Origin of the sequence: Flavobacterium sp. SORGH_AS_0622 (genome assembly GCF_030818825.1) — a bacterium.
In the GTDB taxonomy this organism is placed as follows: Bacteria; Bacteroidota; Bacteroidia; order Flavobacteriales; family Flavobacteriaceae; genus Flavobacterium.
The window spans coordinates 3,395,928-3,417,432 of the sequence record NZ_JAUTAX010000001.1 but is presented as its reverse complement, the minus strand read 5'-3'; the positions used below and the strand labels follow the sequence as shown (position 1 = coordinate 3,417,432).

At 36.0% G+C, this 21,505-nt stretch carries 13 protein-coding genes; all 13 read left to right on the top strand.

The window, feature by feature from the left end; translation table 11 throughout:
* Positions 1 to 24 precede the first annotated feature (24 nt).
* The 13 genes from QE431_RS14370 to QE431_RS14310 all read left to right on the top strand — a co-directional run bounded on the left by QE431_RS14370 (position 25) and on the right by QE431_RS14310 (position 21,490).
* Positions 25 to 1,917: a RagB/SusD family nutrient uptake outer membrane protein gene (locus QE431_RS14370; RefSeq protein ID WP_307297088.1), complete on the top strand. Its 1,893-nt coding sequence runs from the start codon at positions 25 to 27 to the stop codon at positions 1,915 to 1,917.
* Positions 1,918 to 1,929: 12 nt separating this feature from the next.
* The gene (locus QE431_RS14365) at positions 1,930 to 3,579 is read left to right on the top strand and encodes a DUF5123 domain-containing protein (RefSeq protein ID WP_057116382.1); all 1,650 of its coding nucleotides are present in this window, start codon (positions 1,930 to 1,932) and stop codon (positions 3,577 to 3,579) included.
* A 128-nt stretch (positions 3,580 to 3,707) separates the two neighbouring features.
* Positions 3,708 to 5,084: a glycoside hydrolase 43 family protein gene (locus QE431_RS14360; protein ID WP_307297084.1), complete on the top strand. Its 1,377-nt coding sequence runs from the start codon at positions 3,708 to 3,710 to the stop codon at positions 5,082 to 5,084.
* On the top strand, positions 5,053 to 5,352 hold the full coding sequence (locus QE431_RS14355; RefSeq protein WP_307297081.1) for a hypothetical protein: 300 nt from the start codon (positions 5,053 to 5,055) through the stop codon (positions 5,350 to 5,352). Before QE431_RS14360 ends, QE431_RS14355 begins: the two co-directional genes overlap by 32 nt.
* Before the next feature lie 6 nt (positions 5,353 to 5,358).
* Positions 5,359 to 6,603: a glycoside hydrolase family 105 protein gene (locus QE431_RS14350; protein WP_307297078.1), complete on the top strand. Its 1,245-nt coding sequence runs from the start codon at positions 5,359 to 5,361 to the stop codon at positions 6,601 to 6,603.
* A 2-nt stretch (positions 6,604 to 6,605) separates the two neighbouring features.
* A complete protein-coding gene (locus QE431_RS14345) occupies positions 6,606 to 8,303 on the top strand; it encodes a glycoside hydrolase family 28 protein (protein WP_307297076.1) in 1,698 nt (565 codons plus the stop codon).
* Positions 8,304 to 8,316: 13 nt separating this feature from the next.
* Positions 8,317 to 9,312 carry a pectinesterase family protein gene (locus tag QE431_RS14340; protein ID WP_307297074.1) on the top strand — a complete coding sequence of 332 codons (996 nt, stop codon included), beginning with the start codon at positions 8,317 to 8,319 and terminating at the stop codon, positions 9,310 to 9,312.
* A gap of 46 nt (positions 9,313 to 9,358) precedes the next feature.
* Positions 9,359 to 10,354 (top strand): alpha/beta hydrolase, encoded by a 996-nt coding sequence (locus QE431_RS14335; protein WP_307297070.1) that lies wholly within the window; start codon positions 9,359 to 9,361, stop codon positions 10,352 to 10,354.
* A 1-nt stretch (position 10,355) separates the two neighbouring features.
* Complete coding sequence (locus QE431_RS14330) at positions 10,356 to 11,153, top strand: rhamnogalacturonan acetylesterase (RefSeq protein ID WP_307297067.1); 798 nt, start codon at positions 10,356 to 10,358, stop codon at positions 11,151 to 11,153.
* A gap of 82 nt (positions 11,154 to 11,235) precedes the next feature.
* Positions 11,236 to 18,522 (top strand): pectinesterase family protein, encoded by a 7,287-nt coding sequence (locus tag QE431_RS14325; protein ID WP_307297064.1) that lies wholly within the window; start codon positions 11,236 to 11,238, stop codon positions 18,520 to 18,522.
* A gap of 84 nt (positions 18,523 to 18,606) precedes the next feature.
* Positions 18,607 to 19,257, top strand: coding sequence for a hypothetical protein (locus QE431_RS14320; protein ID WP_307297062.1), 651 nt, complete (start codon positions 18,607 to 18,609; stop codon positions 19,255 to 19,257).
* A 328-nt stretch (positions 19,258 to 19,585) separates the two neighbouring features.
* A complete protein-coding gene (locus tag QE431_RS14315) occupies positions 19,586 to 20,155 on the top strand; it encodes an RNA polymerase sigma factor (protein ID WP_057116375.1) in 570 nt (189 codons plus the stop codon).
* Between the two features lie 195 nt (positions 20,156 to 20,350).
* Positions 20,351 to 21,490, top strand: a complete 1,140-nt coding sequence (locus QE431_RS14310; protein WP_307297059.1) for a FecR family protein — start codon at positions 20,351 to 20,353, stop codon at positions 21,488 to 21,490.
* The last annotated feature ends 15 nt before the right edge of the window (positions 21,491 to 21,505 follow it).

The following is a 21,505-nucleotide window of genomic DNA, read 5'->3' as shown; positions in this document are numbered from 1 at the left end:
TTAAACGAATTAAATCACAAAAAAATGAAAAAGATATTATTAAGTTTTCTGTTAATTTTTGCGCTGACTTTTACAGCCTGCGAAGATTATCTAGATGTACAGCCTGCAACAGGTTTTACTCAGGCAGAAGTTTTCAAATCAGAAAAAGACATACAATCTGCAGTTGCCGGCGTGTACACGCTTATGCTTACCGATGATGCTTATTCAAATCGTCTGGCCTTTGTTTTTAATATGAATACCGATGTCGAAATGTCGGGAGTTACAACCAATACAGTAAACGGAAACGGGTCGGATATTGCCTGTTTTGATCCAAAACCGTATTGGACAACCTTAAACTCGACATGGAGTGCGATGTATAAAATTATCAATACAGCAAATGATGTAATTGAAGGAATTGAAAGTTCAGAACTATATAATTCAGATCCTAAAACGCAGCCGTCAAATATTATGCATATGTATGGTGAAGTAAAAACACTTCGTGCGATGGTTTATTTAGACATGATTCGTATTTGGGGAGATGTTGTTTTTAGAACAAAATCCTCAACTGGAGACGAAAATTTTGCCGTGGGAGTTACCGATAGAAATACAATTCTTGAATTTTTAATCGACGATTTAAAATCGGTTGAACCTTTAATGAAAAATGCAAGTGAATTAGATTATGGAGTAGAACGCGCATCGAGAAGTTTCAATCAAAGTTTAATTGGTTTGCTGGCACTTACAAGAGGAGGATGGACACTTCGCCCTGACGAAAACAATCCTGCAAGTATTGGGCACATGGAAAGAGGTAAAAATTACGAGCAGTATTATGACATTGCCATTCAATATCTGGATAAAGTAATCCAAGGCAGACAGCACGATTTAAAATTGAGTTTCAAAGATTTTTGGGTAAAACAAAATAATTGGGAAACCCCAGTTAATGACGATGTGATATTTTCGCTGCCAATGCTAAAAAACTCATCTGGAGAATACGGCTATTTTGTGGGAGTTCCAATTATTGAAGGAAATCATCCATACGGAAGCGCATCAGGAAATTTAAGTTTATGCGGAGAATATCTTTATTCATTTGATAATAAAGATTTAAGAAGAGATATTACATGTGCACCATTATCATACGATCAAAACCTGAATCAGGTAATCCGTCTGGATTTAGCACGTTTAGCAGTAGGAAAATGGTCGAAATTATTTATGACAGATCCATTAGGAAGCACCAGCACAAAAGGAACAGGTATAAACTACGCATGGATGCGATTTGCAGATGTATTATTAATGTATGCAGAAGCTGTAAACGAACGTTTTGGTCCGCGCGAAGATGCCAAAGAATGTTTGAGACGAGTGCGACGCAGAGCTTTTTCACAGTCTAACTGGCAGGACAAAGTAGACAATTATGTACAAGCTAAATCATCTCCAGAGTTGTTTTTTAAAGCCATTATGGATGAGCGTAAATGGGAATTTGGAGGCGAAAGCAAACGTAAATTCGATCTAGCACGCTGGAATAAATTTAGTGAAGTTATTTACAATCAATATTATAAACTGCTTAACTGGGGACGCGTAGCAAATGGAGCTTATGTGCCGGGAATAGACCAAGTTCCAGGAAGTATTTATTATAAAAATATTCCAGATCCTGCAAACTCAGGCAGAACCATTTTAGATATTAAAGGTATTGATGAAATTCTACAAGCACGTCCAGCTGGTTATACAGAACTTCCGTTTGCGATAAGCTGGTATTCATTAAACAATGATACTGCAAGTTATGAACCTAGAAATGATATTAAATGGAGTTTTAGAGGTTTTATCAATTACAACAATGCTTCATCTGTATCTCCAAATGATCCATTACGTTATTTATGTCCTTATCCTTCCAAGGTAATTACAGATCATCGAGGAGCCATTCAAAATTTTTATGGTTTTAATTTTTAATCGAATAGTAGTATGAAAAATTTTAGAACATTAATTTATATTTTATCATTTATGGGCTTAATTGTCTGTGGAGAAATGCTAAAATCCTGCGATACAGATGAGTTTCGTTATAAACCTGTCGAAGACTTATTCCAGCCAAAATTCGTGCTTCCTGCTCCATTAGTAAAAAGCAATTCAATAGCTGTGGTGTGGTACAAAGTTAATGATGCAGCGTCTTATACGGTAGAACTTCATTTGGATAACTATTATAAAAGTTTGTACAAATCGTATACCATTACAGATACACAAATTTTGATGGACGACATTCCTTATAAAACCCAGTTTTATATTAGAGTAAGATCGAATCACGTTAACGGAGATCATAATTCACAATGGGCTTACACAAGTGCTCTGACAGAAGACCGTCCGCCATTCGATCCTATTTTACAGCCAGTCGAAAGAGTGAATATTACCGAAACAAATGTAACTGTAACATGGGCAGTTTCTGCTGGAAATCCAGTAGACAGTATATCGGTTCAGCCAGCTCAGTCTGCAGAACTTCCTGCTATCGGGCGTAAATTAACTTCTGATGAAATGAGTAAAGGAGAAGCAAAGGTTGAAGGATTAGAAAAAAACACTTTGTATAACGTTAATATTTTTGATAACAATAAACCAAGACGTTATGATAAACCTTATAATCAGGTTTCTTTCCGTTCTGCGGGACCGTCAGCTTCTACTATTATTGTAACAAAAGGAATGGATTTAGATGCATTGCTGCGAACTAACAACGACGATCCAACAGTTCCAGAAGGAACAGAATATTTCCTTGAAGCAGGTTCATTATTCAAAATTACTCCGTTTACCATATCAAAAGGATTTAAGCTGACAGGAGGAACACAAGGAGAACGCCCACAGATTGAAATGAACGGAAACTGGAATATTGCAGAAGGATCATACTTATCATCTCTGGCTTTTGAAAATATTCGTTTTTACCAAACTATAGATGCCAGCTATTTCTTTAATAGTGGAACTTCTTGGACAGTAGAGTCTATCACATTCTACAACTGTGTTTTCAACTATTTCAAAAGAGGCTTCTGGAGACATCAAGGAAACGGAAAATACAAAGAAATCGGAAACTTTGATATGAGCTATTGTACGTTTGATCAAGTTGGAGGACACACAGGACCTTACGGTACATTTGCTTTTGGTTCTGCTGGAGCTGACAATGTAAAAAGAGCAGTTTTCTCAAATTGTACTTTTATGAGAGATTACTATCAAACAACAGATAAAAATAGAAACTTTAAAAACCTATTCGATTATGGAACATCTGCATATCCAATTCATTTGGAATATCAAAATGTTACCATTTACGATTATGCTTACAACAGATCATTAATCAATATACCATCTGCAGTAGGATCAACATTAATCTTTAAAAATGTGTTACTGGCCTCTGCCTGCGGTAAAGTGATTCAGGCAATTGCGGCCAACACACCTACGACATACGGCAATAATTACACCACAACAGATTATCTGCTTGGTGCCGCTGGAATACAAGGAACAGATTTAGGCATTAGTGCACAAAATTTATTTGTCGATCCAGCAAACGGAAATTTAATGATTAAAGACTCTAATTCTCCAATTGTAACCAACAAAGTAGGAGATACGAGATGGCTCCCATAAGTTTTTGTTAATTAAGTAAGTGGTTTCAGTACTGAGGAAGTATCCTTGTGGTTGAGGATACTTCTATGTACTGTTCGATGCTGATTAACCTAAACGAATCAATGAATTATATCAAAAACAATTAAAAAATGAAATTCAAACAATTACTGCTTTCCCTTGGATTATTATGTTATTTGGGAGTAAAAGCTCAAGGCTGGAATGCCGATTTAGGAAACGGAAAATATAAGAACCCTATTTTACACGTAGATTACTCGGATCCCGATGTATGTGCAGGTAAAGAGGGGTATTATATGACCGCATCCAGTTTTAATAGTATTCCCGGGCTTCCTATTCTTCATTCCAAAGACTTGGTAAATTGGCAGTTGGTTGGATATGCATTACAAAATCAATTTCCTATTGAGCATTATCGCACCGTTCGTCATGGTGATGGCGTTTGGGCTCCCTCTATTCGTTACCACAATGGAGAATATTTCATCTATTGGGGAGATCCAGATTTCGGAATTTACATGGTCAAAACCAAAAATCCAGAAGGTGTTTGGGAAGAACCAGTTTTAGTCAAAGAAGCAAAAGGAATTATCGACACATGTCCGTTTTGGGATGAAGATGGAAAAGCTTATTTGTCATATGCTTTTGCAGGAAGCCGTGCCAATGTAAAAACAGTTTTAATGCTGTCTGAACTTACGTCAGATGGCACTAAACTAATTGGCAATGCCGCAATGGTTTTTGATGGACACAATGGCCACACAACAGTTGAAGGTTCTAAAATGTACAAACGCGATGGTTATTATTGGATTATGGCTCCTGCTGGAGGTGTAAAACCTGGATGGCAATTGGCAATGCGCTCTAAAAATGTTTGGGGTCCTTATGAGTCTAAAATAGTTTTGCATCAAGGAAATACTGTAATGAATGGACCACATCAGGGAGGTTATGTAGAAACGCCAAATGGTGATGGATGGTTCATACATTTTCAAGATCGTTGGGCATATGGACGTGTAGTCAATTTACAGCCTGTTACTTGGAAAGATAACTGGCCGATTATGGGAATAGATTCTAATAAAGATGGTATTGGCGAACCGGTTTTAGAATGGACAAAACCAAATGTAGGCAAAAACTATCCTGCAACTCCCTTGGTTTCTTCTGATGAATTTGATGGACATCAACTTGGATTACAATGGCAGTGGCAGGCCAATCAAGACCCGGCTAAACATTGGGGATGGTCGTCTGCAAATCTAGGATTTATGCGTTTAAACTGCATTCCGCGCGATGAAAATACCAAAACAATGTGGATGTCGCCCAACCTTTTACTGCAAAAATTCCCTGGCGATAATTTTACAGCAACTGCAAAACTGACTTTCGAGAACAATCCAGAAGCAGGAGTAAGCAGTTCTGGTTTAATTGTATTTGGTGAAGACTATTCTTATATCGCAATCGAACAGGATAAAACAGGAAATTCTGAATCTGGTGCAGCGCACAATGAAAAATGCGAGAACTGCCAAAGAAGGTGAAAAAGATATTGCCTCAGTTTTGATAAATAAAAAAGAAGTACAGCTTCGCGCTAAAGTGGAGATGATTCAGAACAAAGAACCGTTTGATGCCAGAGTTACTTTTTATTACAGTATCGATGGAAAGAATTTCAAAAAATTAGGTGATTCTTTTAAACCTGTTGCAGGACGATGGGTCGGCGCAAAAATTGGTCTATTTGCCGCAGGAACAAAAGCGGTAAACGACAGCAGTTATGCCGATTATGACTGGTTTAGAGTAGAAGGTAATTAAGAAGTTATGAAAGAAAAAATGAAATATTATGCATTCTTTTTGATTGTTTGTCCTCTAATATCCTTTGGACAATTAAAATCAAAAGAAAAATCTGGAATAACGCCAATCGAGTGGGCAAAGAAAATGGCCGATTCTGACCAAAAACGTGTTCCGAATCCTGTATTTCTTGATGGTGTAAAATTTCCAAAATGGAATTACACCAATGGTTTGGTCACACTTGCTAATCAGAAATTATATGATTATACGAAAGAACAAAAATATTACGATTACGGACTTTCATACGCAGAACAGCTTATTGATAAAGAAGGTAAAATTGGCGGTGGTTACGAGCTTGAAAAATACAGTCTAGATTTAGTGAATTCTGGAAAACTTCTTTTTGAAATTTACAAGAAAACGAATGATACGAGATATAAAATCGCAATGGATGTGCTTCACAAACAATTAGAAACGCATCCAAGAACTTCTGATGGCGGTTATTGGCACAAAAAAAGTTACCCGTGGCAAATGTGGCTCGATGGTGTTTACATGGCAGATCCTTTTGCTGCTCAATATGGATTTGTTTTTAATGATCCAAAAGCAATTGATGATGCCATTCTACAGGCAGAACTTATTCAAAAACACACTTTTGATTCCAAAACAGGTTTGAATTTTCACGGTTATGATGAGAAACGAGTTCAGTTTTGGGCAGATAAAAATACTGGAACTTCTGCGCATGTCTGGGGGCGTGCACAAGGCTGGTATTGTATGGCATTGGTAGACATATTAGATTTTGTTCCAGAGAATCATCCCAAAAGAAAAAATTTAATAGAAATTCTTCAAAAGGTATATGAAGCTGTTCTAAAAGCACAGGATTCTAAAACAGGCGTGTGGTGGCAGGTCATGGATCAGCCGGGACGAAAAGGTAATTATTTGGAATCTACCTGCTCAACAATGTTTGTGTATTCTTTTGCGAAAGCCTATAACAAAGGTTATGTCGGAGAAAAATTCCTTAAATCGGCGCAAAAAGGTTACAAAGGAATTCTAAAAGAGTTTATAAAAGAAAATCCAGACGGAACAATATCGATTACCAAATGCTGTGCTGTTGCCGGATTAGGAGGAAAAAATCCTCAAGATCGTGACGGTTCATTCGAATACTATATTTCGGAACCCATAAGAGATGATGATGCAAAAGCTGTCGGTCCGTTTATAATGGCTGGAATTGAACTGCAAATGTTTTCAGACAAAAAAAATAAGACATCAAATTACAATTGATTATGATAAAAATTAAAACAACTATTATTATTGCAGCAGCAGTATTTACGGCAATTTCATGTAGCAATAATAAAGGAATTACGGCTAAAAATGCATCTTCAGAAAAAAGAAATGTTTCCAAAATTGAACTTCCGTTTAAAATGCCCGAGATACAAATTCCGAAGTTTAAAACCGATACTTTGAACATTGTTGATTTTGGGGCAGTTCCAAACACCGAAGAACTTTGTACTACGGCTATAAATAATGCCATCAGCAAATGTTCTGAGTCAGGCGGGGGCGTTGTCGTTATTCCGCAAGGTTTATGGACAACAGGCCCTATAAAACTGAAAAGCAATGTAAACCTTCATACCCAAAATGGCGCTTTTATTTCTTTTACAAGCGATTTAAAACAATATAAGCTGATAGAGTCTTATTTTGAAGGAAGTAAAGTAATTCGATGCGAATCGCCTATTATGGGTGTTGACCTAGAAAATATTGCGATTACAGGCCAAGGTATTTTTGATGGAAATGGTGCTGTATGGAGGCCTGTCAAAATGGGTAAAATGACCAGTAATCAATGGAATGAATTGGTTAATTCTGGAGGTGTTTTGTCTAAAGACGGCAAAATTTGGTATCCGTCACAAGGAGCTTATATTGGAAACGAAGAAAGAAATAAACTTCCAAGTAAGCCTACTATAGAAAATATGGAGCCTTATAAACAAGCGCTTCGTCCAGTTATGGTAAGTCTGGTAAATTGCAAAAAGCTGCTTTTGGATGGAGTGACTTTTCAAAACTCTCCTGCTTGGAACGTAAATCCGTTAATGTGTGAACATCTTACTTTACGCAATTTAACGATTCGCAATCCTTGGTATTCTCAAAATGGCGATGGCCTGGATTTAGAATCCTGCCGAATCGGATCGGTAACCAACTGCCGTTTTGATGTTGGTGACGATGCGATTTGTATCAAATCCGGAAAAGATAAAGAAGGAAGGGACAGAGGAAAACCAACAGAATTATTTGTAATAACAGATTGTGTCGTTTATCATGCACACGGTGGTTTTACTATTGGAAGTGAAATGTCTGGAGATGTTAGAAATATATTCGTTAAAAACCTCACATTCAATGGTACAGACTGCGGACTTCGTTTTAAGTCAGTTAGAGGTAGAGGCGGAGTGGTTGAAAATATTTGGATGGAAGACATCAGAATGAATAATATTCCGACTGATGCCATCAATTTTAATTTGTACTATTTCGGAAAATCACTCTCAGAAGATAAAGATACAGGAGAAGTAACAGTAGCAAAAGAACCAATCTCAGAAGAAACTCCTGCATTCAAAAATATGTATTTTAAAAACATCTATGTAAACGGAGCTTCTCAGGCTTTGAAAATTATGGGAATTCCCGAAATGCCAGTTACTAATATCGAATTTGAAAATATGATCATTCGTTCAGATGTAGGTATTCAGATGAATTACGCAAGCAAAATTGCTTTTAAAAATCTTGATTTAAGATTAGACAAACCAGGAATTGCAGTAAGTTTTTCTAATAGCCAGAATGTGAGTTTGGATGGCTTGAAATCTACTGGAGAAAATCAGATGTTTTGGGTGGGCGGTTTAGAAACAAAAGATATTTCATTAAAAACTAACGGAAAGAAAATGGTTATGAATAAAGATCTAAAAGTTCTAGAGTCGATTAAAGGAGAAGTGAAAGTTGTGGATTAAAACAGAAAACAAAATGATACTATTCAGATATTTAGCAGTCTCGATTTTCTTTATGAATGTTTCATTTGCAAATTATGCTATAAGAACTCAAGCTCCAAAAGAACTCAAATCGTACGATATTGTTGTAGATGCCAATGGCACTGGGAATTTTACAACAGTTCAGGCTGCCTTGAATTCGGTTGCATTATTAAAAACAACCGAAACTACTATTTTCATTAAAAACGGTGTTTACAAAGAAAAACTAGAAGTAGTTTTAGACCAAAACAATATTACTTTAATAGGCGAAAGCAAGGAAAAAGTAATTCTTACTTATGATGATTATGCTTCCAAATCGAATGGTGCAGGCGGAACAATTGGAACTTCTGGATCTGCCAGTTTTATAATTACAGCAAACGATTTTAAAGCACGAAATATAACTTTCGAAAATTCATCTGGACCAGTAGGACAAGCTGTAGCAGTGAGAATTGACGGCGATCGAATTATTTTTGAAAATTGCAGATTTTTAGGTTTCCAAGATACACTTTATCCGCGTGCAGATACCAGCAGACAATACTATAAAAATTGTTATATCGAAGGAACAACCGATTTTATTTTTGGAGGTTCGACAGCTGTTTTTGATCAATGTGAAATCTTTGCCAAGAAAGGCGGTTCATACATAACTGCAGCCAATACGCCTCAATCTAATCCGTATGGATTCGTATTTCTGAATTGCAAGTTGACTACAAATTCGGGAAACAGTACTTATTATTTAGGAAGACCTTGGCGCAATTATGCCCGAACTGTTTTTCTAAAATGCGAAATGGGACCGCACATTAAGCCAGAAGGATGGCACAACTGGGGTAAACCAGAAGCCGAAAAGACCACTTTTTATGCCGAATATTTGTCTACAGAGACAGGAGGAAATACAAACTCCCGCGTAAAATGGTCTCATGTATTATCAGCCGAAGAATTTAAAAAAGATTATTCGATGAAAGCTGTTTTGAGAGATTGGAAACCAGCAATTAAATAATTCATTTTTTAATCATATAAATCATAATAAGTTAAAGATATGGACAATGAATTTTCAAAATAAAAATCTTAGCGCAGTAATTATTGGGGTTTGTATGATTTTCTTTCAAAACATAAACGCTCAGTATTTAAAAGGCATTACAAATGTCAAGGATACTTCGTTTACCAATGCAAGTGCTTTTAAGAAAACGCTTAAATATTTTCCGCAAACGACGAGAGTTCCAGAACTGCATTTTAATAATGTGATGCAGAAAACAGATATAACTTATTGCAGTTACGGAAAACGTAAAATGAAATCGGATGTTTTTTATGATAAAAATGCCCAGAAAAAACAAACCGCAATTATCATTATTCATGGCGGAGGCTGGCGTTCTGGAAGCAGACAGCAGCATCATCAAATGGCACAAAAACTCGCAAGCCTGGGATATGTGTGTTTTACCCCAGAATACCGACTTTCTACAGAAGCGCTTTTTCCCGCAGCAATTTACGATCTCAAAGCATGCATTCGCTGGGTAAGAGAAAATGCAGTAAAGTACAACATCAACCCAGATCAAATAACTGCTCTCGGATTTTCGGCGGGAGGCGAATTGGCCGCTTTTATGGGCACGACAGCAAATATGCCGCTTTTTGAAGGTGTAGTAACCCATTCAAATTCAAAATCTCAGGTTAATGCTGTGGTGAGTATCGATGGCACTCTTTCATTTGTACATTCTGAAAGCAGTGAAGGAGATGATAGTAAAAATATTTCGGCAGGAACCTATTGGCTTGGTTATTCCAGAAAAGACAGTCCTAAACTTTGGGAAGCTGCTTCTCCTCTCAGTTATGTAAATGCATCAACACCGCCAACATTATTTATCAATAGTTCAATCGCAAGAATGCACGCAGGAAGAGACGATTACAGAAAGGTTTTGAATGAAAACGGAATCTATTCTGAAGTTCATGAATTTGAAAATTCTCCTCATTCATTTTGTCTTTTTAATCCGTGGTTTGAGCCTACAATTCAATACATCGACAATTTTTTAACTAAAATATTTAGCACATAATATGAAAACAAAATTTGTAATTCCACTAGTAAGCATGACTCTAGCAGTCTTAATAATGGCTTTTACCAGATCAAAAGCGGTAACCACAGTTTATTTAATCGGCGATTCGACAGTAGCGGATTATGCCAATAATTACGAAGAAGGAAAAGATTACATGAAAGTCAGATATCCAGTTACAGGCTGGGGACAAGTATTTCAGCAATTTTTAGTCAAAGACAGCTTAAAAAAGATCGATAAATTAATCAAAACAGACAGCGCGTTTGTAGATGACAGGGCGAGAGGCGGCCGAAGCACTCGTACTTTTTTTCAGGAAGGCAGATGGCGCTCTGTTTATGAAAATCTCAAAAAAGGAGATTTGGTTTTAATGCAGTTTGGTCATAACGATGCAGCTGAAGACAAACCAGAACGCTATGTTAATCTTGAAGGATATAAAGAATTCTTAAGGCTTTTTATTGAACAAACAAGAGCAAAAGGAGCCAAACCAATTTTGATAACTCCCGTAGCCAGAAATTTTCCGTGGAAGGAAGGTAAACTGCAGAATATTCATGGTTTATATCCTGACGCTGTAAAAGAAATTGCAAAAGAAAAGAATGTAATGATTATCGATTTAAACCAAAAATCAATGGACTTTTTTACAAAAAAAGGACAGCCTTATGTGAGTGAAAACTATTTTATGAATTTACCTGCAGGATTATATGAAGCTTATCCGAATGGTCAAAAAGACAATACACACTTTCAAACCAAAGGTGCTGTAGAAGTAGCAAGACTTGTTTTTGAAGGAATGAAAGAATTCAATTAAAATTTTTATAAACCGTCAAAAGAGTGTGAAGAAGAATAAAAACTCTTTTGACAAACTATTACTAACTAAAACCAAAAACCAAATGAAAAAACAATTTATTCACCTATTCCTCATACTGTTTACAGTAATGGGGTTCTCTCAGACCATTGAGAGAATTGAAGCCGAAACTTTTAATCAGGCTTCGGGAGCGAGGGCAGAAACCAATGCTTCTCTTTCGGGAGGAGGAAACGTAGGTTACATTAAAAATAATACGTGGATTAAATTTAATGCCGTCCAGTTTACCGAATTTGTAACTCGTTTTGATATCGTCGCCGCGGGTTCGGCAGGAGGTAATATCGAATTGAGGTTAGGATCAGCAACAGGAACTTTAATAGGAACCGCTGTTGTCTCTGGAAGTACTGGATTTTCTGATTATAAAAAGTTCTCTACCACCATTACGCCAACCACAGGTACATACGATTTGTATCTGGTTTTTACTGGATTAGGAACGGGATATTTATTCAATTTAGATTACTTTGAAAAAATAACCGAAAATTCTAATGCGGTTACTTATAAACTAACCACGAGCGTTAATCCAGCTTCATCAGGAACTGTTGTCACTAATCCTGGAGGAAGCACATTTGCAAAAGGAACCGAATTAAAATTAACTGCCAATAAAAACTTTGGATATAATTTTAAACAATGGATAGATGATAAAGGCGCTGTAGTTTCAACAGCAAATCCTTTAACTTATACCATTAATGACAATACAACTCTTATTGCAGAGTACGAAAAAATTGCAACTTATAACCTGACTGTTAATGTTAATGGAGCATTCGGATTAGGAGATTATTCTATTGCTCCAGCCGGAAAAGACGGTGCATTTTCGGTGTACGAAAAAGGAACAAATGTTACCATTACAGCTGTTGAAAATGATATTATTAAATTCAGCAATTGGTCTGATGGTTCTACTTCGCTAAGTACTTCTGTGGTTATGGATCAAAACCAAACAGTTACAGGAACTTATGCCAATCAAAATTTTATTGCGGGATGGACATTCAAAAATGACCAATATGCTAATCCGAGAGTAGCAGAACTTTATTCTAAAATAGAAAATAAACCTCAATTATTTGCTTACAATGTTGCCGACAATGTGTTTGCACCTAATGTAAGACTTCAAAACAGAGGCGGAAAAAATGGGGTTTGCGTCTGGAATACAGAGCGAGGAAATTTCTATTATTTTATGACAACGCTTTCTACAGTTGGTTATAAAAATATTAATGTTGCCTCAGGACTGCTTGGCTATTATTATGGAGCTGATGAATGGACTTTTCAATATTCATTAGACGGCGTAAATTTTGTTAATGTTTCGGCATTAACGACCATCAATACTAATACAATTACTTCTATTGGAGGAATTCTTCCTGCTGAAGCAGAAGGTAAAGAAAAAATATACCTGAGATGGTTTCCAAATATTAACGGACCCAAACACGGATCTGCTGTAGATGTAACGGCTACGATTTTATCTAATGTGATGATTAAAGCCGATGAGGTTTTGGTTACAGATACAAACGCACCTATTCTCGAATCTTCGTTTCCAGCAGAAGCGTCATTAGCTGTTGGAGCAAATGGAAATATCATTCTGAACTTTAATGAACAAGTTCAATTAGGTTCTGGACAAGCAGTTTTAAACGGAAAAAATCTAACTGCCGAATTCGTAAATAAAACGGTAAAATTTAGTTATTTCGGATTAGAATATAATAAACAATATACTTTTAGTATACCTGCAGGATTTGTAAAAGACCTTTCCGGTAATAATGGTGACGCGATTAGTTTATCGTTTAAAACAATGGACAAACCAATTCCAGTTAAACGAAAATTTGATTTAATTGTCGATGCTGATGCGACTACAGAACAGCTGGCTTCTGGAAAATATGTAAAAACCATAGCCGAAGCATTTAACGCAGCGCCTAATAATTCTGCATCGAGATTTTTGGTTTTAATTACCAACGGAACCTATAATTTGGGTGGAGATGGTACAAATCCGCAGGATATTGTATTGAAACTTCCATCAGGAAAAAACAATGTTTCTTTGGTTGCACAATCCAAAGACAAAGTAATCCTTCAGGGAAATCCAGGTCAGGGAATTAAAAATGCCGTTCTCTCTATCGAAGCCAATGATTTATACATGGAAAATATTACGATAGAACACAAAGACGGAATTATAAATTCTGGACAAAAACCTGCACTAAATCCCGCAGGAGATCGAAATGTTTATAACGGAATTAGATTAAGAAGTAAACAAGATACGCAGGTAACAGGCGGAAAAAGAAGTTTTTATTATAAATCAACAATCGAAGGAGATGTCGATTTTATCTGCGGAGGAGGAACACATTGGTTTGAAGAATGTAAATTGGTTTCTGTTGCACCCGGTTATATCGTAGCACCAAACCACGATGCAGCTACACAATATGGTTATATCTTTAATAATAATACCATTACCGCTTCAGGCAGTTATTATTTAGGGCGTCCGTGGCAGAACGCACCAAGAGCAGTTTATCTCAATACCAAAATGATAAATGAACCCAATGTACTTGGATGGGCAAATATGGGAACTTATCCGGCACTTTTTGCAGAATACAATAGTGTAAACGGAAACGGAATTGCCGTTAATACTGATAATAGAACCAATACATTTACAGTAAACGGCATTTCGCAGACAGGAAATTATAATCCAGTTTTGACAAAAGCTCAAGCAGATGAATTCACAATCGAAAATGTGCTGAGTGGTACAGATAAATGGGATCCGCGCAGAGTTGTAGAACAAGTTACAAAACCAGCCAATCTTATTGCTGCTGAAAATAACACTTTAAAATGGGATGAAAATCAATATGCAATATGTTATGTTGTGAGTAAAGACGGAAAGATTTTAGCCATTACGACTGAAGCAAGTTACGTAGAAACTTCTAAAACAGCAGGTACTTATGCTTATACCATACAAGCTGCAAATGAATATGGCGGATTAAGTGATGTAAGCACTATCAATATGACAATTGGCGGAGCTGTTAAATCATCTATTGTCTATTTAAATTCGATTGATGGTACTGCTATATCAGGTTTAACACCAATAGAATATACTGAAGGTACAGCCCTAACACTGCCAGTTCCAACTTTAAAAGGTTACACTTTTTTCGGATGGTCAGCTTCGGCTTCAGTACCCAATTCTTTAAAAGAAATTGCAGCGACTGTAACAGGAAATCAAACATTATACGCTTTTTGGGGAACAGCAGGAAACAACAAACCTGACGAAGTAACTCCGCCAACAAATTTTGATTATGAATTTACAGCAGCAGTAAATAAAAGCTGGGATAATGCAGCAAATTTCAGTCCAGCTGAAATGCCTACTGCGGGTAAAACTGTTTCAAGCACAAAAGAAATAGAAACAACAGCTACTGTTTTTCCAGCTGATATTATTTTTTCTGGCGCTGGTACACTTCGATTAAGAGGTGCTCATAAAGCTACAGGAAATTTAATTTTTAAAGACGGAACACGCGTATACTATAATACAAGCGGTGCAGGAATGACATTAGAAGCTCCAATAGTAGTCTCTGGAAACGTGAAATTTGAAATGATTTCCGGAATAGCCAATCAAACCATAATGACTCTAAGCGGACCAATTTCTGGAAGTGGAAATATTATTCCGATGAATACGGGTCAAGGCGTTATTGCCAATACAGGTATTTTACTTTTAAAAGGAGACAACAGCGAATTTATCGGAACTTGGGATTTAACTCAAAAAAGTACAAAATTCCCAGCATTAAATTATCCAACTGCAATTGATGGAGCATCTGCAAATGCTTTTGGTTCTGGAACAATAAACGTTGGTCAGGATAATTACGTAATTTTTAGTCATGAACGCGCCGCAGGGTCAAACTTAAATTTGAATATAACGGCTAATGGAAAAGCGGTATTAAATACTGTTTTGAATGTTCAAAAGCTTACTATAAATGGAGTAGATTTTAAAGAAGGACTTTATGACAAAATCACAAATCCTGAGTTTTTTACAGGAGAAGGAAAGATTGAAGTTAAAAAAGAAAGTACTGGAGGAGGCACAGAAACTGTTCCAGCATTTCCAGGAGCAGAAGGTTACGGTAAATACGTAACAGGAGGCCGCGGCGGAAAACTAATTTATGTAACCAATTTAAATGATTCGGGAGCAGGTTCTCTTCGTGATGCCATAAATCAGGCAGGTCCTAGAATTGTTGTTTTTAAAGTTTCGGGAAATATCGAATTGAAAAGTGAATTAAATATTACAGATAATATCACTATTGCGGGACAAACAGCGCCAGGCGGTGGTATTACGATAAAAGATTACAATGTTAAAGTAAGAGGAAATAATGTAATTCTTCGTTATTTACGTTTTAGAATGGGAGATACTCATGATGTAGAAAATGATGCATTAGGCGGACGTTTCCAAAAAAATATTATTGTAGATCACTGTTCGATGAGCTGGTCAACAGACGAATGTGTCTCTTTTTACCAAAATGAAAACTTTACGCTTCAATGGTGTATCATTTCCGAAAGTCTACGTAATTCAGTTCATGCCAAAGGAGCTCACGGTTACGGTGGTGTTTGGGGAGGTAAAAATGCTTCTTTTCACCATAATTTATTAGCGCATCATGACAGCCGTAATCCAAGGTTGGGAGAATATGCTAACGATATTTTTGCAAAAACCGATTTAGTTGATATTCGTAACAACGTCATATACAACTGGGGAGGAAACAGTTGTTACGGCGGAGACGCTATGAATGTGAATCTGGTTAATAATTACTGGAAACCAGGCCCTGGAACTTCTAATTCTACTAAAGAACGTATTTTATCAACGGGAAGAAGTTTAGATGCCACTTCTCCATTATATGGAATCTGGGGTAAATATTATGTAGATGGTAACTATGTTGTCGGGTCTCCAAGAACTACTCAGGATAACTGGACTTATGGTGTTTACAGTCAGTTTCATAGCAGCCAGCTGCCAGTAAGTGATGCTGATAAAGAAGAAGTTAAAATTGAAGCCCCGCATCCTTTTGGCGAAATTACGACACACAGTGCGACAAAAGCTTATGAATTGGTTTTAGAAAATGCAGGTGCCAATTTATACAGAGATGCTGTAGATAAAAGAGCAGTAGATGATACTCGCTCTGGAACTGCAAGTGTTATGAATGGCGGTAACGGAAGTACAAACGGTTATATCGATACGCCATCAGCAGCTGGCGGATGGCCGGTTCTTCCTACTGGCGAAGCACCTTTAGATACAGACGGAGACGGTATGCCGGATAAATGGGAAACAGAAAAAGGATTGAATCCTGCAAGTGCTGCCGATGGTAATTTAAAAACAGTTGATGGCATTTATACCAATATTGAAGTTTACATCAACAGCCTTGTGTATAGTATTACGTCAACTCAAAACGGAAGTTTAGATGTTTATGTAAATCCGCAAAATTTTGTTGAGAAATATAATGCAGCAGAAGATGGTACAAAGTTTATTATGGCTGGCGGTACGTACACAGCCAGTACTCCGCTAGCGGTGAAAAATCATAAATATACATTTGTTCCAGATGAAGGTGCAAAACCTGTTTTTGCTGGATCTTTTTATTCAGAAAATCCAGAAATCTTCTCCGGAAGTTTCAGTTTCAATGGTGTAGATTTTGATTTCACAAATGCTGATTCTAATGTAATGCAGTTTAAAAAAGGAGCAGGTTTGTCTAATTTTGAAATTAAAAACGCTTCGATAAAAGGAATCAAACAAAGTTTATTAATAACAGAAGGAGCTAGCGACCATCCAATTTCAAAAATTGCTTTAGATAATTGTTTAATTGACGGAAGCAGCGCTCAGGGAGGTAATTTTATTCAGCCAGATTCAAATATAGTAAATTCGGTTTCGATTAAAAACTCGACCATTTTCAATTATTCAAAAGGAAACAACTTTATAATTCTTCAGAAAAAAGATAATGTAAACGAGCCAATAAATGTAACGATCGAAAATAATACAATTTATAATGCCTGCAGTCAGGAAGGAAATGGTTTTGTATTTATAGATAATCAATACAGTAAAACATCAACTTTCACCTTCAAGAATAATATTATGCAGGACGAACGTGAAAATCCGAAAGCGATTTATATGTTCTATTCTAACAATGTCAATGGCGCAGGAACGGCAGTTTTAGACAACAATCTTTTTACAGGAGTATCTGCTCAATCAACAAAAGGAACTATTGCCGTTACAGAAACCAATGTTAAAACATTGACAGGTTTAGGTATGACAGCACTTTCATATCCTAATCCACTACAGGGAAATTTTAGTTTTTCTAAAAATTCTCCATTAGCAGCAGCAGGTATCGGCGGCGGAGCTTTGGGAGATCCGAGATGGTTAAAAGCAGATTCTAAATTTTCACCAATAAATTATCTGAATTCTATCGATGGAAAACCCATAACCCTTTCACCAGCTGAATTTATGGAAGGATCAGTTACCAATTTAGGAACACCAAAATTAGAAGGATATACTTTTTTTGGCTGGTCAAGTACAGCGACTTCGCCTGGATTAATTAAAAGTATTCCGGCTACAGCAACAGGAAATCAGGTGTTTTATGCTTTTTGGGGCGAAGGCGGAAACAACAAACCCGACGCAAAACCAGTTGTAAAATCTGCAATTTCTTATATGAATTCAATTGACGGTAAAGCTTTAACGGGTTTAACTCCCCTAGAATATACTGAGGGTACATTGTTAACGCTGCCCGTTCCAGTTTTAAAAGGGTACACATTTTTCGGATGGTCGGCTTCTGCCACAGTGCCTAATTCTTTAAAAGAAATTGCAGTTACTGCAACAGGAAACCAAGTTTTATATGCTTTTTGGGGAGCAGGAGGTAATAACAAAGCCGATGAGGTTGTGCCGCCTACTTTCTATAATATCTCTTATATGAACTTACCATCAGGAACAGTTAATCCTAATAAAGCAAGCGTAGAAACAGGAACTGTTTATAAACTTGAAGAGGCTTCTTGCGTAGGTTATCGTTTTTTAGGATGGTATTCTGACAGCGCTTACGGAAAAGAAATAAGTGGATTTGACAGTAAACAGAAAGAAAACTTTACGCTTTACGGACGATGGAAAAAGTTAGGAGATTTTTATGCATTCCCAACAGTTGCAACTGGTAAAATTACCTTGAAATCCAGCATTGATTATGACAGCGTAGTAATTTTTAGTATGAACGGACTTCTAATAAAACAATTGGATACAGCAGGTTTTGAAACAGATATTTCTATATCAGATCTTGCATCAGGAAGTTATTTCATCAAAAGCCTAAAAACAGGACTATCTACTAGAATCATAGTTAAATAAGTTTGAAATCAGGGACAGGAATTTGATTTACTTTCCCTGATTATGAAAACGAATTATTAGTATAAAAAATTTAATCATAAAGATATGAGTAACAGTATCAAATTATTAGCGCTGGTTTTCATAACATTATTTTCCTCCTGTTCCCAGGATGATGAGGAAAACTCCAATGGAAATGTAAATCAAGGTTTTTTAAAAATAGGGAATCAAAGTGTCGAGTTATCGCAGGGTTATCTTGAAAATTTCGGCGTTCGAGGAAATGCATATAACATTGATTTTTCATTAAAATCAAAGTCGATTTCTGGAGAAGAGAAGGGGGCAGTAGTTTATTTTGAATTGTTTTCTTCCCTTCAAAATAATTTATCAAAAGGAGATTATGCCTTTGGCGGTTATTCAGAAGCAACTGCTTATACTTTTACAAAATGGGGACAATCTTTGATCGGTAAAAATATTAATTCTGAAAAAGGAGGAATGTCGGTTAAAAATGGTATCAGTATTAGACCATCAGGCGGGACTTTTAAAGTGATAGAAAATGGCCAGTTGTATAAAGTTATTTTTACAGGAAAAGGTACTGCCAGTTATTATAAAGATGGAGTACTGACTTCGAGTGAGAATGATGTGAGTTTTAGTATGCAATATCAAGGCGATGTAAAACGCTCTGAAGGAAAAACTTTTACAGCCAAAAAAGCATTTTCAGAAGAACGATTAGAAAAAAATCATGCGGTTATTTTTAATTAAAAAAGTTTCTAAGAACAGAAAGCATTAATTAGAATTGCTTGATTGCATTCTAATCGAATTTAAAAACAGAAATTGGTCCAAAAGATCATTTTCTGTTTTGTTGTTTTAGAATATTTCTGATTTTAATTGTAAGTGAAAATCTGAAATTTTTCATTAGAAAAAGAGACAGGTAAAATCGCTTTTTTCGCATAATGGAATCATCAATAAAAGGTGATGTAAGAAAAGGATTCTTATAAAACTATGCATCCTTTTGTAACCGAATCATCTTTTAGTTTTTAACACAAAAAATGTTTAATATTGCTTTTTTGATTCTCAACCCTTCCCATAAATGCCTGTTTATAGCGAATATGCTGATCATATTTTAGTTGATCTTCTTAAAGAAGATGATCAGCTAGCGTATACAGAAATTTTTGAAAGGTATTCGAAACTTTTACTGAATCATGCCTATAAAATACTTGAAAATCAAGATGAGGCCAATGACGTTGTTCAAGAGGTTTTTCTTTCGATCTGGAACAAACGTTACGAATTGATACTAACAGGATCTCTTTCTTCCTATTTATATAAAGCGGTAAAAAATAGAGTACTCAATTATATCGCTCATGAAAAAGTGGTTTCCCGCTATGCCGATTCCATTTCTAATTTTGTTGAAAACGACTATGTATTTGCTGATTCTAGACTTAGAGAAAAAGAATTAGAAGCAATAATTGCAAAAGAAATTGCTTTGCTTCCGGAAAAAATGCGTGAAGTTTTTCTCTTAAGGAAAGTTGAAGAACTTTCATACGACGAAATTGCACTTCAATTAAATATTACAGACAAAACAGCCAAACAGCAAGTTTATAATTCCGTTAAAATATTACGAGAAAAACTCAAAAATTTTATGGGTGTTTTTATGTGGTAACTATGTCGCTGTGTTTTTGTTAATTTCTCTCGTAAAATATTGATATATCGTTGTAATCCGTAAAGAAGAGTTAATACTATTCTTGCTTTATTAATGATATGATAATAATTTTTTAATTTTTTTTTGTCATTGTCTATGACAAAAGTCATTTCTAACTGTCTTACTTAAAACGGGACCAAATTTCGTATTGTATTTATGAATGAAACGGAGATCTTAGCATTGCTAAAAAAATATCAGGAAGGGACTTTATCTCATGAAGATAAAGACAAACTCGATGCCTGGTATTTGCATAAAGCTTCGAATAGTAACAGCCAGCTTAACGAGTATGAACTACAGGATAGTTACGAATTGCTGCAATCGAAGTTACCTTTGTATAAAGAAACAAAGGTAATTCGTATTTGGCCTCGTGTTGCTGTGGCCGCATCAATAGCTGTATTATTGGGTACGGGAATATTTTATTTCACCAAACCCAAACAACAAAATATTGAGGTTGTTGCAAAACCACAAGAAATTGCTCCAGGGGGCACTAGAGGAATCTTAACGCTTTCTAACGGAAAACAAATTGTCCTGTCTGCGATTTCTGGAAAAGATACAATTGCCAAAGAAGGAGACGAGCAAGAAGTGACTATTAAAATGGGAGCAAATGGTGTTATTACTTATATCATTAACCCAAATGCTGATGCTTCAAAAGATGATCCAGATTCATTTAATACGCTTTCAACTCCAACAGGAGGACAGTATAATATTGTCTTGGCAGATGGAACCAAAGTATACTTAAATACCGTTTCATCCATTAAATATCCAACTCAGTTTAACGGCGATCAAAGAGTTGTGGAGTTAGAAGGAGAAGCTTATTTTGAAGTAGCCAAAAATAAAAATAAACCTTTTATAGTAAAGTCAGGCAACCAGTCGATTGAAGTACTGGGAACTCATTTTAACGTCCATGCTTATAATAATGAATCGGTTTTAAAAACTACTTTATTAGAAGGAAGTGTTGCGGTTTCTTATAAAAATCAAAAATCAATTTTAAAACCCGGACAGCAGTCTAGTGTATCTGACAATTTTGCTAAAATTAAAATTAAAGCAGTGGATACCGAAGCTGCGATTGCCTGGAAAAACGGCCGTTTTAAATTTGATAATGCCGACTTAAAAACAGTGATGAAACAACTGGAACGTTGGTACGGAATTAAAGTAGAATACCGCGGCGATGTTTCGGATGTCAGATTTAACGGAGGTACGTTTATGAATAAAAATTTATCTGAAGTATTAAAAGTACTTGAGCTTAGTAATATAAAATTTAAGGTCGAAGGAAAAACAATTATTGTTTATCCCTAAAGCTAGATTTACCGT

Bases quoted from the DNA above. Each gene is read 5' to 3' on its own strand.
- QE431_RS14315 (WP_057116375.1), top strand. From the start codon at position 19,586: ATGCCTGTTTATAGCGAATATGCTGATCATATTTTAGTTGATCTTCTT.
- QE431_RS14365 (WP_057116382.1), top strand. From the start codon at position 1,930: ATGAAAAATTTTAGAACATTAATTTATATTTTATCATTTATGGGCTTA.
- QE431_RS14335 (WP_307297070.1), top strand. From the start codon at position 9,359: ATGAATTTTCAAAATAAAAATCTTAGCGCAGTAATTATTGGGGTTTGT.
- QE431_RS14310 (WP_307297059.1), top strand. From the start codon at position 20,351: ATGAATGAAACGGAGATCTTAGCATTGCTAAAAAAATATCAGGAAGGG.
- QE431_RS14350 (WP_307297078.1), top strand. From the start codon at position 5,359: ATGAAAGAAAAAATGAAATATTATGCATTCTTTTTGATTGTTTGTCCT.
- QE431_RS14325 (WP_307297064.1), top strand. From the start codon at position 11,236: ATGAAAAAACAATTTATTCACCTATTCCTCATACTGTTTACAGTAATG.
- QE431_RS14340 (WP_307297074.1), top strand. From the start codon at position 8,317: ATGATACTATTCAGATATTTAGCAGTCTCGATTTTCTTTATGAATGTT.
- QE431_RS14370 (WP_307297088.1), top strand. From the start codon at position 25: ATGAAAAAGATATTATTAAGTTTTCTGTTAATTTTTGCGCTGACTTTT.
- QE431_RS14320 (WP_307297062.1), top strand. From the start codon at position 18,607: ATGAGTAACAGTATCAAATTATTAGCGCTGGTTTTCATAACATTATTT.
- QE431_RS14355 (WP_307297081.1), top strand. From the start codon at position 5,053: ATGAAAAATGCGAGAACTGCCAAAGAAGGTGAAAAAGATATTGCCTCA.
- QE431_RS14345 (WP_307297076.1), top strand. From the start codon at position 6,606: ATGATAAAAATTAAAACAACTATTATTATTGCAGCAGCAGTATTTACG.
- QE431_RS14360 (WP_307297084.1), top strand. From the start codon at position 3,708: ATGAAATTCAAACAATTACTGCTTTCCCTTGGATTATTATGTTATTTG.
- QE431_RS14330 (WP_307297067.1), top strand. From the start codon at position 10,356: ATGAAAACAAAATTTGTAATTCCACTAGTAAGCATGACTCTAGCAGTC.